This window comes from Streptomyces sp. NPDC092369 (genome assembly GCF_044755245.1).
Classification (GTDB): domain Bacteria; phylum Actinomycetota; class Actinomycetes; order Streptomycetales; family Streptomycetaceae; genus Streptomyces.
The window spans coordinates 65,974-81,437 of sequence record NZ_JBIVQP010000011.1 but is presented as its reverse complement, the minus strand read 5'-3'; the positions used below and the strand labels follow the sequence as shown (position 1 = coordinate 81,437).

Annotated in this window: 10 protein-coding genes and 1 pseudogene; 5 read left to right on the top strand and 6 right to left on the bottom strand. The window is 69.4% G+C overall.

The window, feature by feature from the left end; all coding sequences use genetic code 11:
- The first annotated feature begins 44 nt into the window (after positions 1-44).
- A complete protein-coding gene (locus tag ACIQI8_RS43485; RefSeq protein WP_402364257.1) occupies positions 45-1,148 on the top strand; it encodes a Gfo/Idh/MocA family protein in 1,104 nt (367 codons plus the stop codon).
- Positions 1,149-1,759: 611 nt separating this feature from the next.
- Here ACIQI8_RS43485 and ACIQI8_RS43480 read toward each other — a convergent pair.
- Both ACIQI8_RS43480 and ACIQI8_RS43475 read right to left on the bottom strand, forming a co-directional pair.
- Complete coding sequence (locus tag ACIQI8_RS43480) at positions 1,760-2,698, bottom strand: MerR family transcriptional regulator (protein ID WP_402364254.1); 939 nt, start codon at positions 2,696-2,698, stop codon at positions 1,760-1,762.
- 211 nt (positions 2,699-2,909) lie between these two features.
- On the bottom strand, positions 2,910-6,044 hold the full coding sequence (locus tag ACIQI8_RS43475) for a discoidin domain-containing protein (RefSeq protein ID WP_402364251.1): 3,135 nt from the start codon (positions 6,042-6,044) through the stop codon (positions 2,910-2,912).
- A gap of 412 nt (positions 6,045-6,456) precedes the next feature.
- Here ACIQI8_RS43475 and ACIQI8_RS43470 point away from each other — a divergent pair, with 412 nt between their 5' ends.
- Positions 6,457-7,734, top strand: coding sequence for an FAD-dependent monooxygenase (locus tag ACIQI8_RS43470; protein WP_402364248.1), 1,278 nt, complete (start codon positions 6,457-6,459; stop codon positions 7,732-7,734).
- Between the two features lie 69 nt (positions 7,735-7,803).
- On the opposite strand, the gene ACIQI8_RS43465 is transcribed toward ACIQI8_RS43470, so the two are convergent.
- Positions 7,804-8,430, bottom strand: coding sequence for a DNA polymerase ligase N-terminal domain-containing protein (locus ACIQI8_RS43465; RefSeq protein ID WP_402364245.1), 627 nt, complete (start codon positions 8,428-8,430; stop codon positions 7,804-7,806).
- A gap of 288 nt (positions 8,431-8,718) precedes the next feature.
- Here ACIQI8_RS43465 and ACIQI8_RS43460 point away from each other — a divergent pair, with 288 nt between their 5' ends.
- Entirely contained in the window at positions 8,719-9,996 is a 1,278-nt protein-coding gene (locus tag ACIQI8_RS43460) for an acyltransferase family protein (protein WP_402364242.1), read from the top strand.
- Positions 9,997-10,277: 281 nt separating this feature from the next.
- Positions 10,278-10,481, top strand: coding sequence for a cold-shock protein (locus ACIQI8_RS43455; protein ID WP_014670069.1), 204 nt, complete (start codon positions 10,278-10,280; stop codon positions 10,479-10,481).
- Between the two features lie 183 nt (positions 10,482-10,664).
- On the opposite strand, the gene ACIQI8_RS43450 is transcribed toward ACIQI8_RS43455, so the two are convergent.
- Both ACIQI8_RS43450 and ACIQI8_RS43445 read right to left on the bottom strand, forming a co-directional pair.
- Complete coding sequence (locus ACIQI8_RS43450) at positions 10,665-11,933, bottom strand: MFS transporter (RefSeq protein ID WP_402364239.1); 1,269 nt, start codon at positions 11,931-11,933, stop codon at positions 10,665-10,667.
- Positions 11,934-12,390: 457 nt separating this feature from the next.
- Positions 12,391-12,603, bottom strand: a pseudogene (locus tag ACIQI8_RS43445) (hypothetical protein); the annotation flags it as partial.
- A 339-nt stretch (positions 12,604-12,942) separates the two neighbouring features.
- On the opposite strand from ACIQI8_RS43445, the gene ACIQI8_RS43440 reads away from it, so the two are divergent.
- Entirely contained in the window at positions 12,943-14,187 is a 1,245-nt protein-coding gene (locus ACIQI8_RS43440; RefSeq protein ID WP_402364236.1) for an MFS transporter, read from the top strand.
- A 170-nt stretch (positions 14,188-14,357) separates the two neighbouring features.
- Here ACIQI8_RS43440 and ACIQI8_RS43435 read toward each other — a convergent pair whose 3' ends face one another.
- Complete coding sequence (locus ACIQI8_RS43435) at positions 14,358-15,311, bottom strand: Ppx/GppA phosphatase family protein (protein WP_402364233.1); 954 nt, start codon at positions 15,309-15,311, stop codon at positions 14,358-14,360.
- Positions 15,312-15,464: the final 153 nt, after the last annotated feature.

Sequence of the window (15,464 nt, the reverse complement as noted above, 5' to 3'; positions counted from 1 at the left end):
CGACGTGACCTAGACTCGCGGCCCGGATGCGGGAGGAGTGGGCAGTGAGCGCAACACCCATACGGTTCGGGATAGTGGGCAGCGGCTGGCGGGCCGAGTTCTTCGTCCGGCTGGCGCGGGCGCTGCCGGAACGACTCGCGGTCGCCGGAGTCGTGACCCGCTCCGCCGACCGCGCCGCCCGCGTGGCAGCGGATTGGGGCGTGCCGGCCTTCCGCACGGTCGACGAACTGTGCGCCACCGCACCGGAGTTCGTGATCCCGTCGGTGCCGTGGGAGGTCACGCCGCAGGTCGTGGAGGACCTCGTCGAGCGCGGGACACCCGTGCTCGCCGAGACCCCGCCGGCGCCCGACGTGCAGGGCCTTGGCCGGCTGTGGGACGCCGTGGGCGCCGCGCAGCGCCCAGGGGGTGGCGCCCTCGTCCAGGTCGCGGAGCAGTACCCGCTCATGGCGGGCCACGCCGCCCGGCTCGCCCTCGTACGGCGAGGAGTGATCGGCGAGGTCAGCTCCGTACAGGTGTCCTCGACGCACATGTACCACGCGATGTCGCTGATCCGGCACACGCTCGGCGTTGGTTTCGCGCCCGCGACCGTCACCGCGCGGGCCTTCACCGCCCCGCTGGCCGATCCGCTGACGCCGGCGGGATGGACGGACGACCTGACTCCGAAGGAGGCCGTCACCACCCTCGCCCTGCTGGACTTCGGCGCGGCCCGTACGGCGCTCTACGACTTCACGGACAACCAGTGGTGGAACCCGCTGCGGGCCCGTCGGATCGTGGTGCGCGGGTCGCTGGGCGAGATCGTCGACGACACGGTGGTGCGGATGGCCGACCCGCGCACGCCGGTGGAGTCCGCGCTGACGCGCCGCCGTACCGGCACCGACCTCAACCTGGAGGGGGCCGAGGTCCACCACATCTCCTTCGACGGCGACGTGGTGTGGCGCAACGAGTACGTGGGCGCGAGCCTGTCCGAGGACGACCTCGCCGTCGTGGACCTGCTGTGCCGGACGGGCGCGTGGGTACGGGACACCGGCCCGGAACCGTACCCGCTGGCCGACGGCTGCCAGGACCATCTGCTCGCGCTGGCCTGCGAGGAGTCGGCCCGCACCGGGACGCCCGTGACGACCACGGCGCAACCGTGGTCGGGCAGTTGACCCTGAGGCGCAGGCAGCCGGGGTCGACTCGCAAGCCATGGTTCGGTGTTGTGGTCCGTCGCCACGTCGTGGTCGGTGGACAGGCTGAGCCACTGCCGCTTCTCGTTCTGTGCGAGGTGCCTTGCGGAGGCCACGCGTCCGTAGTCGTAGGCGTCACTGCCCAGCAGCAGCCCGCCAGGCTCCACCCCGAGAAGTCCATCGCCAGGCTCGGGCGGAGAGGGAGGAGAGGGACCGCATCACGATCGCCTCAGACGGAGCGTTCGCCCACTCGTCACAACCCTTCACCGGCCCACAGCTCTGCGCGCCGGTCCCGGACCAGCTCACCTCTGACGCCACCCTCATCGAGACCGGCGCCGAGTCCTGCGGGCTGGCCGGACCAAGGCGGCCAGGAGCAGCGGGACGACCCAGCGGCGGTTCGGGGGATCACGAGCTCAGATGCCTATGCAGCAGTCGTGACGTCGGACGGGGGGGAAGAACGAGAGCGGGAGAGACCGTTGACGCTGCCACCTGAAGTACGACCGGGGCACTCATCAACCGATCATGTGTGGAGGCGTTCACCGTTTTCACGGACGCCAACCGCGTCCGTCCCATGCCGCCTTGCGACCGCCCCGTCATTGCTGTGTCCGGGCATGCAGAGCCTGGACGGACCAATCGAACACTGGAGCCAGACTCTCCGGGGCCGGCCAGCCGTTGACCACTGCGAGCAGCTGGAGGTACCGCTCCCTGCGGGGGTCACTCACGCTCTCCAGCCGAGTCGTCAGTTGGCGGCGAAGCTCGATGTCGTCGGCGTGGCCGAGGAGGTGCGCGCAGTGCGCCGTGAACGCCGTGACGATCGGATCGGCCTGGGGCGAGGCCGGGGCGATGCCGGCGGCCAGGGCCGGGCCGGCCTGGTCACGGACGACTGCGGCAATGCCGCGGCGCGGGCCCGTCATGCCGCCTCGGGCCTGCTCGGCTGCTTGGTCCTCGACCATCCGCCGCAGCAGGGCGCGGAAATCCGGGTCCAGGGACATTTCCGCCAACTCCACCCACGCCTGGACCTGCTCTGCCTCCGGGTTGTCGGGCAACTCGGGGGTCATCGAGCGCATGACCCCCGCGAATGCGGGGGCGGCGTCAAGGCCGCCGAAGACGGCGTCGAAGAAATCGCCGATCAGACGTCGGCGTTCGTCCTCGGAAAGCTGGGCCAGCCGGTGCATGAGTTCCGTCTCCTCAGGTGTGGACCCGCGCTCGGCCACCGCCATCAGCACCGCGCGCCGTAGGCGCAGTACGCGGATCTGCACCTCCAATGCTTCGGTGTGTGCCGCGGCGACCTCGGGAAGCGAGAGCTCGCGGTCGACGACCTTGCGGATCGTGGGAAGGTCCAGTCCCAGCTCGCGCAGGGTCCGCACGAGGTGCAGGCGTGCGACGGCGTCGATGCCGTAGAGGCGGTAGCCGGCCGGGCTGCGCTCCGCCGGCGCCACGATTCCGCGATCGGAGTAGAACCGAATGGTCTTGATCGTAAGACCGGTCCTTCGAGCGAGTTCGCCGATCGAGTAAAGCCTGTCGCCGTCCATGCCCCCACCTTTGTGTCTCCCCCTACTGGAGACTCAAGTCCCTTCGCCAGCCGGCAGGCAAGCACGTCTCATCCACAACTCCGGACAATTCCTCCAGCAGCGCGCCTCCGCGAGAGTGTCACCAACGTCGATTCGGGAGCTTCGCGTTCGCCGTGCTTCCTTGGCCTGCGCCCCTTCGCCTGCCGAAACACTCGTTCCGATGTCGGACGTCTCAGCGTAGGATGAGGTTGATCAGCCGGGCGCTCCGTTCGTCCTTCGCGTCGGTCGCCAGTGCGATGAAGCGCGCGGTCAGGTCGGTGCTGAGACGTCGGTTGCGGCCGTGGCCGGTGAGTTGTCCGGCCGTCCGGTAGGTGAGGCCGTCGGTGCTGTACTCCGCCTGGAGGCCGGGCAGTTGGCCTCCTGTCCATTCGGTGCGGATGTCACGGACGCGGTGCTGATCGCCGAGGTCCACGACGAGTCGGCCGTGCGGACCGGGCGTCCACGCGGTTGCCGCGCTGCCGTCTACGGCGGCTTCGGGGTTCGCCATGCCGGGCGGCAGGGGGTTGGTCGGGAACACGACGCGGCCGAGCGCGAGATTGTCCAGGGGATAGGCGGTCGCCCTGGGCAAGGTGAGGGTCGTGGTGCGGCCGGCACGGATCACCACCGTCTTCTTCTGCCCCTGTCCGGCGACCTGGAGCCGGCAGGACGGCCCGCTGAGGCGCGCCGTCGCGCCGTCGAGGACCTCCACTCGCAGGCCCGTCGGAAGCCGGTTTCCGGTGAGCGCCCGCAGCGTCATGCGAGGCGGGAGCAGGCGTGCCTCCGCCGCGTCGAGATGTGCCTCGTAGGAACTGCCCGTCTTGGTGAGCACCTGCCGGCCTTCGAACACGACCGTTGTTGAGCCGGGTTGGGGGATGTCGACCGTCGTGGAGACCGGTGATCCGGACAGGTTGAAGAGGCTGAGGTGGCTGTCGGTGAGTGCGGCACGGACCGCTTCGGCCGTGGCGCGGGGGACGGCGCCGTCTGCCAGGGCGCGCAGTTCGCTGACGGTCGTGTCGGCGAAGCCTTCCACGAGGAGCGGTGCGGCCGGGCCGTCGGCGAGCACGACGGCGTCGCCGGAAACGGTGATCGGGTGTGCGGAGCCGGTGACCCGCAGGCCGGCCCGGCCGTCGATCTCCAGCCAGTTTCCCCGGCTGGAGATGTCGGGTGCCGGCCAGGAGGCGAGGTTGCTCCAGGTCGCGCCGTCCGCCGATCCCTGCACGATGTAGGCGCGGCCCGCGGCCGCTTCCCAGCGCAGGGTGACGCGGTCGACGAGCTGAGGGGCGCCGAGATCGACGGCGAGCCAGCTGTCCGCTCGGGGGCGGTCGGCCCGCGACACCGCCCATCGGGTCGTGTCGTTGCCGTCCACCGCCAACGAGGGCTCCCGGCCTGTGTCGTTGGAGGACGCCGTCGCCGTACGGCCCTGGGCGAGGTCGGCCCCGCCCGCCCCGTCACGGACCTGGAGGGTGAAGACGGAGTACCCGTACGTCGGGTCCGGACTGACCCCGAGCATGCGCACGTGGCGGACCTCGACAGGGGTGAACGTCACCTCGTCGACGCGAGGCGTCGGAGTCGGCGGGCGGGAGTCCTGAGAGGCGATGATGGTGCTGCCTTCGGCGTATCGGTAGGTCCGTGAACCCGTCAGGCCAGGCATGCCCGGCATGGTCAAGTTGTGGACCTCCAGCCGCCCTTCACCTGCGGCGATTCCTGTCGTCGCGTAGACGACCGCTCCCGTCGGCAGCGTCGTCAGGCCCGCGTAGCCCGACTCCAGGCGCAGCAGCGTGGCGCTGCCGTCGAATCCGTCGCGGCGGCGGTCGTACACATGGACCTGACGTCCTGTCACCGCGGTCGCCGTGCCGGGGAGGAACATCGGGGTCGCTCCGCTGACCCGGAACAGCCAGTCGTCGTGGGCGGGTTGCCAGGCGAACTTGACGAACCCCGGTTTGGTGACGGCTCCCGCCCAGGCGGCGGCGGACTGGTGGGAGAGCAGTCCGGGTCCGGCGCCGAAGTCGGTCACCCCCGCCGAGCGGGCGAACAACTCGGCCTGGGAAAGGGGTTGGACGACCCGACCGTGGGCTTGCGCCCAGCGGTGCAGGAGGTAGCTGATGGCCAGTTCGGCGCGCGCCTCGGGCTCGTACTTCGGCTCACCGGAGAACTTCGCGAGCCGGTACTGCGGCGGGTACAGCTGGTATGCCTCCAGTCGCTCCGCGAGGGCTGTCTCGGCCCGGGCCGCCGCGCGATCCCCGCCGACCTGGGCCAGGAACGCGAGAGGTATGACATCGCGTCCGTAGAGATGCTCCCGGTCGTTGACCATGGGCATCAGCGGCTCACCCGCGTCGCTCATGACGCTCAGGAGAGTGCGCCACAGCGCGTCCGCGTTCGGCTGGTTGGTGAGGACCTCGGGCAGTGGCCGGCCCGCGGTGATGAAGTGCGCGGCATTGCGGCCCGACGTGCGCCACAGCTCTTCCTGGTAGTGCGGCCCGAACGAGCCGTGGTTCTCGACGATGAAGGTGTCGTAGGTGTTGTGCGCGGTGTTCTCGGAGACACGGACGCCGTCCACGAGGGCCGGGTTCGCGGCATCGGCCTGCGGCAGGCCCGTCTCGTTGCGCGACCAGCGGCCGAACGCCTTCGCCCAGTCGGCGTGCCGCGGGTCGTTCGTGGCCCAGGCGAGACCCGGAGCGAGGGACTGGGCGTAGACGCCCATCTCCTCCAGCTTGGTGTCCGCTTCGTAGCCGCCGAGCAGTCCGTTCGGGGTCCACCCGCCTGAAGCGGGGTCGTTGCCGGTGCCCAAGCCGGCGGTGTACGCGGCCTGTTCGCGAGTGATGGTGTCGATGTCGGCGCGCGTCGCGCCGTCGAGGTCGTCCCACAGCAGGCGGGCGGCCAGCAGGAAGTACAGCTGGAAGGTGGTGTCGAAGAACAGCGTCCGGCCCCACTCGGTGCCGCCGGTGAGCCGGTTGCTCGCGGCGAAGTGCTTGATCGTGGCGAGCGTCCTCGCCTTGAGGGTCGCTTCGTCCACGCCGGCCCGGTCGCCGTCGTAGGTGCCGTGCGTGAGCAGTACGGCGTTGCCGAGGACCACGGCGAAGCCGAAGTCCTTGGCGGTGTAGTAGCCACGGGCCGCGTCCCACTGGGTCTCCGACCAGTGGGTGTGGTTCAGCAGGACGCGGTAGTAGGTTTCCGCCACCGGGTCCGGGGTCGGGGTCGGGGTCGACGGAGCGTTTCCCTGGGCTTGGGCGGTACTGCCTCCTGCGGCGATCGGGAGGGTCGCCAGGCCGACGGAGGCGCTGAGGAGCTGGACGAATCGGCGGCGGTCGAGCTGTGATCTCGGGACCATTCGCGAGGCCTTTCAGGCTTAGACAACGTTGTCAGCCGGAGGCGGCAATTCTTCAGTCCTGTTTCTCGGAGAGTCAAGAGTTCTGGCGCGCGCGGCCACTGATTCACAGGAGCCCGTACGAGGTCCGGTCGAGATGATGGTGGGAGTCAGCGTCTGAACCAGGTCCCAGGACAAGGCACATGCAGCTCCAGCCGCACCATTCTCAGGCTGCGGCCCGGCTGGGAGGCTGGGTTCGCCTGGTTTACGCCAGTCTGGGTTGATGTGGGTCTCATCGGAGGTGGTGCTTCTCATCAATGTCTGCGGGGAGCGATGAGTCTCGTGCGGATCCATGGTCGAAAGGGCTGGATACACCGACAGCGGTGGGCCTGTGCTGGGGACGTTCCGGCGCGGGAGGAAGCAGATGGAGGCTGTGATGAGCGTCGACGACTCCGACCAGGGGCACGCGATCCAGACGAGCGGGCAGGGGGCGCGGGGGAGTGGTCCCAGGGTGTTGGTGGCGGGGGCGAGCGTCGCGGGACCCGCGCTTGCCCACTGGCTGCGCCGGCGCGGCGCTGAGGTGACCGTGGTGGAGCGGGCTCCCGAGCTGCGACCCGGCGGGCAGGCGGTGGACGCGCGCGGGGTCGCCAAGGAGGTCATCCGGCGCATGGGGCTGGACGCGGCGGTGCGTGCGGCGTGCACCGACACCGCCGGCGCGCACACAGTGGACGCGGACGGGCAGGTGCTGGAGACCTTCCGTGCCGACGACGACGGTGGGGACGGGTTCATCGCGGACATCGAGATCCTGCGCGGGGACCTCTCCCAGGTGCTCTACGACGACACCCGCGACGGCGTCGAGTACGTCTTCGGCGACCGAATCGCCGAGCTCACCCAGGACGCGGACGGGGTCGACGTGGTCTTCGCGGGCGGCAACCGGCGGCGCTTCGACCTGGTGGTCGGCGCGGACGGGCTGCACTCGGAGCTGCGAGCGATGGTCTTCGGGCCGCATGAGCGGTTCCTCCGCCACCTCGGGCAGGTGCTGGCCTTCTTCAGTGTGCCCAACGAGTTCGGGCTGGACCGCTGGCTGTTGGAGTACCAGGATCAGGCCTCCGGGCGCTCCGCCCTCCTGCGGCCCATCCAGGACGCCACCCGGGCGATGGCCATGTTCTACTTCGCCTCGTCCGGCTTCGACGTCGACCACCGTGATGTCGCAGGGCAGAAGACCCTGCTGCGGGAGCGGATGGCGGGCCTGGGCTGGTTGACGCCGGGCATTCTCGCGCATCTGGACGACACGCCCGACTTCTACCTCGACCAGGTCGCCCAGGTGGTGATGGACCGCTGGTCGAGCGGACGCGTGGTGTTGCTCGGGGACGCGGCGTTCAGCTCGTCGCCGATGTCAGGGCAGGGCACCGGGCTGGCATTGGTCGGTGCCTACCTGCTGGCGGGAGAGCTGGCGACTGCCGGATGGGACCCCGACACTGCGTTCGCCCAATACGAGGCGCGGATGCGCTCGTTCGTCGAGGCCAACCAGGAGATCGGCCGGTTGAACGCCCGCAGCCGCGACGTTCCCGGGCCTGACGCAGAGCCGAGCCCCGATTTCGCCGGCGAATGGTTCACCGAGCTGGTCGGGCGCGCGATCAACGGGGTCGAGCTGCCCGACTACGCGGGGGTGCCGGACTCCGCAGCCCCGGCTGGATCGCCGATCACCTCGTAGGCCAAGCCGTAGGGGTGACATGGCGTGTCGGGAGACCACGTTTTGGCAGGACGCTCCGGAGATCGGCCGTCACTCTTCTGCTCCCTGGGTTTCCGCGGCGACCTGGTGGAGCGTACGGCCGCTGCGCACCGAGCGGGCGCGGCGCGGATCAGGGGTCGCCCGGCCGCCGGTGCGGGCCTGTTCGTCGTGTGCCTTCACCAGCAGCCAGGCCTCGCCCTTGCCGTCCTGATTGCCGTGTCGGAACCGGGTGAGCGCGTACGCGCCGTGCAGCTTCGAGCCGTTGAGCCAGAAGGTGACGTGGCCGTGTCCCAACGCCTCGTCGAACGGGACGGGGCGACCGCGCCGGTCATGGCTCAGCGGCCGATAGACGCCGCGGTCCCAGACGATGACCGTGCCGCCGCCGTACTCGCCTTCGGGAATCACGCCCTCGAAGTCCTCGTAGTCCAGCGGGTGATCCTCGGTGGGCACGGCGAGTCGTTTGTCGCCGGGGTCGGTGGACGGTCCCTTCGGCACGGACCAGGACTTCAGCACGTCACCGACCTGGAGCCGGAAGTCGAAGTGCATCGTGCTGGCGTCGTGGATCTGCACCACGAAGCGCGGCTCCTCATCACCTGTCCCTGGCCGACCGCGGGGCTCCTTGGTCCGGTCGAAGTCGCGTTTGCCTCGGTACCTTCTCAGCGGGTCCTCGTCACTCACGTCGCACCGCCTTTCCACACCTTTTCCAGTACGGCCTGCCACGGGACGGGAGCCCCCGCGCGCCCCTCGCGCCCGGGTACCCAGCAGTTCCTTGTCGATCCTCGCGGGCCTCGCGGCGGTCCCGTCGTCCGCAACGCGCTGTACGGCGAGCAGATCAGCGAACGCGCTGCTTCCCTCGGCCAGGGCGTGTCTGTCGGCGGTGGTGCGTGAGGCGGCCGCGCCTGCGTGACCTGCAGTTTGCCGGGTAGACGAAGTCTTTCCAGCGGTGCGGGCGGCAGGTGGGAGGCGATGCGTTTCATGAGCAGGTCAGGCGGTGTGCCGGCGACGGCCGGCGGCCGGGAAGCGGGGGCGGACCCGGATGCCTCAGATCCTTCACCCGACCCGGGGGGATCGCCGAGACGCGCGACGTCCGGGCGGGGTTTCCCGTCGGCGGCGGCACACCGCGGTCGGGTGAACGGTCTGGACGGCCTGAGGACCGTCGCGGTGGCGCTGGTTCTCATCTATCACGTGAGGCCGGACCTGTTGCCGGGCGGCTCGGTCGCGGTGGATGTCTTCTTCACCATCAGCGGTTTCGTCATCACCCGGCTTCTGCTCGCCGAGTACGCGCGCACGGGCGGCATCGGCCTGTGGAGCTTCTACCGGCGGCGCTGGCTGCGACTCGTCCCGGCCCTGCTGGTGCTCTGCGCGGTGTGCCTGGTGCTGTCGCTGACAACCTCGCTGCGGGCGTTCGACGGCGCTTGGGTGGCCGCCGGCCTCGCCGCGGCGTTCGTGGTGAACATCGTGCGGGCCGTGCAGCCCGGCCCGTACTCCGACCTGACCGGACCGCTGGGGCACACATGGTCGCTCAGCGTGGAGGAGCAGTTCTACCTGCTGTGGCCGCTGGCGTTGCTGTTCCTGCTGAGGCGATTTCGGGCTCGTACGGTGCTGGTGTGCACTGCGGCGCTGTGCGCGCTGCCGGTGCTGTGGCGATACCACCTGTGGAACCCCGACGCGGCGCACCGCATCTACAACGGCACGGACACCCGCGCCGACCAACTGCTCGCCGGCGCTCTGGTGGCGGTGGTCCTGGCCCGCCTCCGCGCCGACGATCCACGGCTGGCCATGTTGCGCAGATGGGCCGGCCGACTGGCCTGGCCCGCACTGGGCCTGCTCCTCCTGACTGCCTGGAAGGTGCCGGTCACCGGCGGCGAGAGCGTCTGGACGCCGGTCTGGTACACCGTCGGTTTCCTGGCCGTCGCCGTGGTGTCCGCCATGCTCGTCATGGGGCTCGAACTGCGCCCGGACACGCGGCTGTCCCGAGTGCTGTCCCTGGCGCCGCTGGCCTGGGTGGGCCGCAACCTCAGTTACGGCATCTACCTGTGGCACTACCCGATCGTCCGCCTCCTCGGCTCGCTCGGGGTGGTGGATGGACGGTTGTCGGCCACTGTGGTGCTGACCTTCGTCATGGCTCTGCTGTCGTATGCGCTTGTCGAGACCCCCTTCCTGCACAGAGGCCGGTCCGTTCGCTCGGAGCCCGCACGCCGATCTGCGGTGAGCACCCCGACTGCAGCGCCTCCGTCGACGTGACGCGAGGCGACTGCGGATCGACGTGTGCGACTCCGGCGGGTCCAAACGGCGGCCGACGCCAGGGGCGTACCGACAGGGCGGGCGTTGATGCCGCCGTGTTCTCGCTAGCGGCTCGGGCTATGCCGGTATAGCGTTAGTGTTCAGCAGTCGTGGTTCCGAAGTCCCGTTCGCCCGTGATCGCACTCACGGGCGTTCTTGCTGTTCAGCGCCTCTCCGGACCAGGGCGATCACCTCCCGGGCTCGCAGGGTGCGAGCCTGGTTTTCCGTCGAAGGAGACGGCCATGGCCAAGGGCACTGTCAAGTGGTTCAACAGCGAGAAGGGCTTCGGCTTCATCGAGCAGGAGGGCGGCGGCCCCGACGTCTTCGCCCACTACTCCAACATCGCCAGCCAGGGCTACCGCGAGCTGCAGGAAGGCCAGAAGGTGGAGTTCGACGTCACCCAGGGCCAGAAGGGCCCGCAGGCGGAGAACATCCGTCCCGCCTGATCACGCAGCTTCGGTAAGGTCCGGCTTCCCTTCGGAAGCCGGACCTTTTCCGTGGGTGAGGCGGCGGATGTGTTCGAGGCCGATCCAATCGGCGAGGCTGTCACCTGCACAAACGGGGGGTGATCGGCCGCAGTCCGGAGTTTCCGCTGAGGGTGGTCTCGTTGGATGAGCGAAGTGTGTTCTTCACTGCCTGCGGGCGACCATGCGCAGGGTGGGTTCGCTGCGGAGTCTTACGAAGATGACGCTCAGAGCGAGGGCCTGTATGAGAGCGCAGATCAGGATGACGTTGCCGAGGTGCGGTGGCGGGGTGAGCGCTACGAGGATGCCCGCTGCGGGGAAGGGCAGCAGAAGGAGCAGCATCGTCAGTGAGAGAGTGGCGCCGAGCGCGGTGACGGGGATGATCAGCGAACGCACGGTGCGCAGCACGACCGTGAGGCCACCGTCGCCCGCCATGAAGATTGCAATGAGGACGGTGTACGAGGCGTAGGACGGTGCCTCGGCAAGGGCAAGACACGCGGCGGAGGCAAGCGTCGCCGACACTATGCCCACCCCCCAGAGGTCGAGGCGGCTCACCACAAGACGGCAGCAGGTGATCGCCAGCAGGGTCGCCACGGCGGCGGCTGACCACATGGCGCCGACGTCGGCGGAAGAACGCCCGAAGGTCTCCACCACGATCACAGGACTGGCCGACTGGAGCAGTCCGAGGGCGAGGTTGGAGCAGGCCAGCCCGGCCACCAGCCAGCCCAGGACGGGAAGCGTCAGCAGAGTATTCAGACCCAGGCGCAGTGCACTGCTGTTACCTGCCGCGTCGGCCCGTGCGGCACGTAACGGCGTCGGGGGAGTCTGCAGACCGAGTACGGCGGCTGCCAGGGACACCGCGCTCAGGCACCCAAGCATCCATCCCGGCCCTGCCAGCAGAAGGAAACCGGCGATCAGCGGACCGATGACCGCGGCCGTCTGGTCGATGCCGACGAGGACTGTCTGAATTCCATGGGGCCGCGCTTTGTCCCGCCGGGTGACGATCGCTCCGACGGCTTCATTGGCAACGAAGCCGAACTGGGAAAGTGTGCCGGTGACGGCCGCCAGACTCAGCACGACCGCGGTTTCGGCCGCGCCCCGAGGAAGCATGAGCACGGCGACCGCCGCGAATGCCACCACCGTGGCGCGGGCGAGAGAGGCGATGAAGCAGACGATCGCCGCGCCCCGGCGGTCCACGGCACGGCCGGCGGGGACGAACGCCACGATCCGCGGAGTCCACTCCAGCGCGAACGCCAGGCCCGTCAAGGACGGAGAGCCGGTAATGGTGAGGACCAGCAGCGGCATGGCGTACGTCGCCATGGAAAATGCGAGCGTGTCACCCGCGCGCGGAGCATAGATACGCCGAAAGAGACTGCCGGACGGAACGGCGGCATGCCGACCCGCAGGCAGGTTCTCGCGCATGGTGATGGCCACGAAAGAGGGAGGCTTTCGATGAGATGTGTCGGAGGTGAGGAGAGATCCCGGTCACTTGTGGGGAAAGGCGCGCGGGGAAAGAGACCAGGTTGCGGCAGGTTCTCGTGAGATTGGCCAAGGCGGTCTGCGGAGGACCGAGTTACATCTGCGCTCATCACGCGACACGCGAGGTGATCTGGCCTCTGCTTCGGGGGGATAGGACAACTGGCGTGCAATCAGCGGTAGTTGACGTTCGGACTATACCGCTTTCTAGGTGGCGTGGCATATACGGCGCCGGATTCTTCGCCGGAAACGAAATGCCCATCTCCGGCTAAAGGGCCTGGCTGCAAGATATGCGGTTGTATCTGGCCGATACCGGTGGCCACTCGCTCAATACGGACGCGGCCCCTGCTGAAGTACAGAACGTGGTCAAGTTCCCTATAGGTGTGGCATCTCAGCCCACAGGAGAGCTTCCAGGTCAGCCTCGGCTGGTGGATCTGGCCGAGCGCGTAAAGGCGCCTGCCGGTGCGGGGCGGCCCGGTAGGTGAGCTCTCGGGTGTGGCCGTGGAATGTCCGGGGCAGGTTTCGTGCGCCCGTCGAGCAGGTGGGCACGCATGCGGTCGCGGGCGGCTTCGGCGTCGCGGTCGACGAGGGCCTCGACGATGAGGTCGTGGGCGTGGGCGTCCTCGGATCCGTTCCGACGGGCGGGTGGGGGCGGCGGTGTTGTTCGCGCAGACCACGGCTGGTGACCCGCTGCTCATCCGTGCAGAGAGCGGCGAAGGCGCCTCTGTGTCGGGTCAGCAGCGCACCGGAGCGGGATGCGGTCTCGTCACGGTCGTAGCGCTGCGGGCACTCCAGCCGCCCGGATCATCAAGCCCGTGCAGCTCCGCTGAACCGGGGCCGCGTGCTGCGTGAGTGGCTGGGTACGGGATCTCCCTTTGCTCACCTGATGCAGAGATGTACGTTTGTTCGTACATTCTTCGATGCGCTCTGTCCTCTGCTGCCGCACGTTTGGATCGACCCTCTAGTGATGGATCTGGCCACACGTCGCCGCCGCACGGCGTTGTTCCTCTTCTTCCTCGTGCCGGGTCTGTCGATCTCCTCCTGGGTGACGCGAACCCCCGACATCAGAGACCAACTGGGCGCCTCGACGGCGCAGATGGGGATCGTCCTGTTCGGCCTGTCGGTCGGTTCCATGCTCGGTGTCCTCGGCTCCGGTGCGCTGGTGGCGAAGTTCGGGACCCGGCCGGTCATGGCTGTGGGGACTGCGCTCGTGATTCTCAGCATGGTGGTGATCGGCTGCGGAGCGTGGTGGCAGTCCGCGTCCGTCGTCATGGCGGGACTCTTCCTCTTCGGCGCCGGAGTGGGCGGCGGCGAGGTCGCGGTCAACGTCGACGGTGCCGATGTCGAGCGGATCACCGGCAGAACGGTTCTGCCCACACTGCACGGGTTCTTCAGCCTGGGAACCGTCGTCGGAGCCGCGCTCGGCATCGTCTGCACCGCTGGCGGATTCCCCGTGCAGTGGCACCTGGGCGCCATCGCGCTGGTCACCGCGGCGATGTTCGCCTACGCCCTGCGGGCCGTCCCCCACGGTGTCGGCAAGGTTGCCACCATCAAGCTGACCGGCAGCGCGGAAAGGCCGAAGCGTCCGGCGGTCTGGAAGGATCGGCGCCTGCTGATGATCGGCGGCATCATCCTGACGATGGCGCTGGCCGAAGGCGCCGCCAATGACTGGCTGCCCCTGCTCATGGTCGACGGACACGACATGGACCCCGCCCTCGGATCCGCCGTCTACACGGGTTTCGCCGCCTCCATGACCCTCGGCCGTTTCGGTGGAGGCTTCTTCATCAACCGGTACGGTCGCACTCCCGTCGTCCGTGCCAGCGCGATCTCCGCTGCTCTCGGCCTCTGTGCCGTCATCTTCGTCGACAACGGACTTGTTGCCGGAGCGGCTGTCCTCCTGTGGGGACTGGGCGCCTCCCTCGGGTTCCCTCTCGCGCTCTCCGCGGCCGGTGACTCCGGGCCCGACTCGGCCGCGCGTGTCAGCCTCGTCGCGATGATGGGCTATGTCGCCTTCCTGGTGGGGCCTCCCGGCCTGGGCTTCCTCGGCGACCGCTACGGCCTGCGCGCAGCGATGACCGTCGTGCTCGCCTTCGTCGCCATCGCGATCTTCCTTGCCCCCGCCGTCACCACCCGCCGTACGACACCGACGAGCTCCACGCCCGGCCCCCAGCCTGCGTCGGCGGGCGAACCCCAAGACCGCGCCGGTCACTGACCCCGCGGCAGGGCTTGGATGCTGTCTCGGCCCATGAGCTTCGGCGGTCCAGGCGACAAGGCGGCCGGTCGTGTCGGCATCGTTGTCACGTTCCCCGGTGGCGGCACATGGCGGTGGGTGGCCGTGGTGGCAGCAGGCCGCGTTCCTCGTGGAACCGTGGAGTCCGCGCGTCAGCCGGCGAGGCGGGAACCGTCCGTCGTGGTGTGGGGCGCGCGGAGGTGTTCCAGGAGGAGTCCTTCGCGGGTGGACCAGGGGCAGATCTCGACGCTCTTGGCGCCGCATGCCTCCATGAGGGTCTGCGCGATCAGGGCTCCGGCCAGGGACTGTTCGGCGCGGTGCCGGGAGATTCCTGGCAGTTTGCCACGGCGCGCCGGCTTCGCCCCGGCCAACAGGGCGACCCCGGAGCGCAGGTGGGGCAGGGTCAACTGCTGTCCGGCTCGTGGCGCCTTGCCCCGGGCCGCGGCGAGCCGAGCGAGCTGTTCGAAGGTCTTGGAGCAGGCCAGCACCCGTACGCCCGGTTCGGCGAGCGGCAGGTCGGGGACGGCTTCCAGGGACTGGCGCAGGTACTCGCGGATCTCGACCAGCCGGCGTCGGGACGGTGCCGACGTGCCGGGTAGCCAGTCCCGGGTGATCCTGCGCGCGCCCAGCGGCAGAGAGTGGACGGAGCGGGGCTGGTTCTTGGTGCCGGAGGCGATCTCCACGGTTCCGCCGCCGATGTCCAGCACGAGCAGGCGCCCGGCCGTCGGGCCCGCCCACTGACGGGCGGCCACGTAGGCCAGCCGTGCTTCCTCCTCGCCGGTCAGCACCCGCAGGTGGGTGCCGGTGGCGCGTGCCACCTGCGCGATGATCGCGTCCCGGTTGGGTGCGTCCCGGATGACGGAGGTGGCGAACGCGAAGACTTCCGGTCCGCGCGGACGAGGGTTCGCGGCGACGGCCTCGGCCACTGCCCGCTCGACGCTTTTCACGCCGGCCCTCTCCAGCCGCCCTTTGTGGTCGAGGGTCTCGTGCAGTCTCAGCCGCACCTTGCGGGAGAACACCGGCTCCAGCACCGCACCAGGGCGCCCCCGCACGACGGTCAGCAGCGCACTGTGGCACCCGACATCGAGAACGCCTGCCTGCCGCACTTCATCGCCTCCTCAGGCCTCGCGCTCGACGCGACCGGTTTCTCCTTCGGCCCTCCGGCAGCCGAGACGACGGCGTGTCGGGATTCCGGCCCACCGTGTGAGCATATCGTCGCTGCCCGCGTACCCCCCGGCCTGTCCATGAACCAGCCGTCC

What these genes read in the sequence shown, in the direction of transcription:
- ACIQI8_RS43480 (WP_402364254.1), bottom strand. Translation starts at nt 2,698, where the DNA reads ATGGACGGCGACAGGCTTTACTCGATCGGCGAACTCGCTCGAAGGACC.
- ACIQI8_RS43475 (WP_402364251.1), bottom strand. Translation starts at nt 6,044, where the DNA reads ATGGTCCCGAGATCACAGCTCGACCGCCGCCGATTCGTCCAGCTCCTC.
- ACIQI8_RS43470 (WP_402364248.1), top strand. Translation starts at nt 6,457, where the DNA reads ATGAGCGTCGACGACTCCGACCAGGGGCACGCGATCCAGACGAGCGGG.
- ACIQI8_RS43460 (WP_402364242.1), top strand. Translation starts at nt 8,719, where the DNA reads ATGCGTTTCATGAGCAGGTCAGGCGGTGTGCCGGCGACGGCCGGCGGC.
- ACIQI8_RS43455 (WP_014670069.1), top strand. Translation starts at nt 10,278, where the DNA reads ATGGCCAAGGGCACTGTCAAGTGGTTCAACAGCGAGAAGGGCTTCGGC.
- ACIQI8_RS43440 (WP_402364236.1), top strand. Translation starts at nt 12,943, where the DNA reads ATGGATCTGGCCACACGTCGCCGCCGCACGGCGTTGTTCCTCTTCTTC.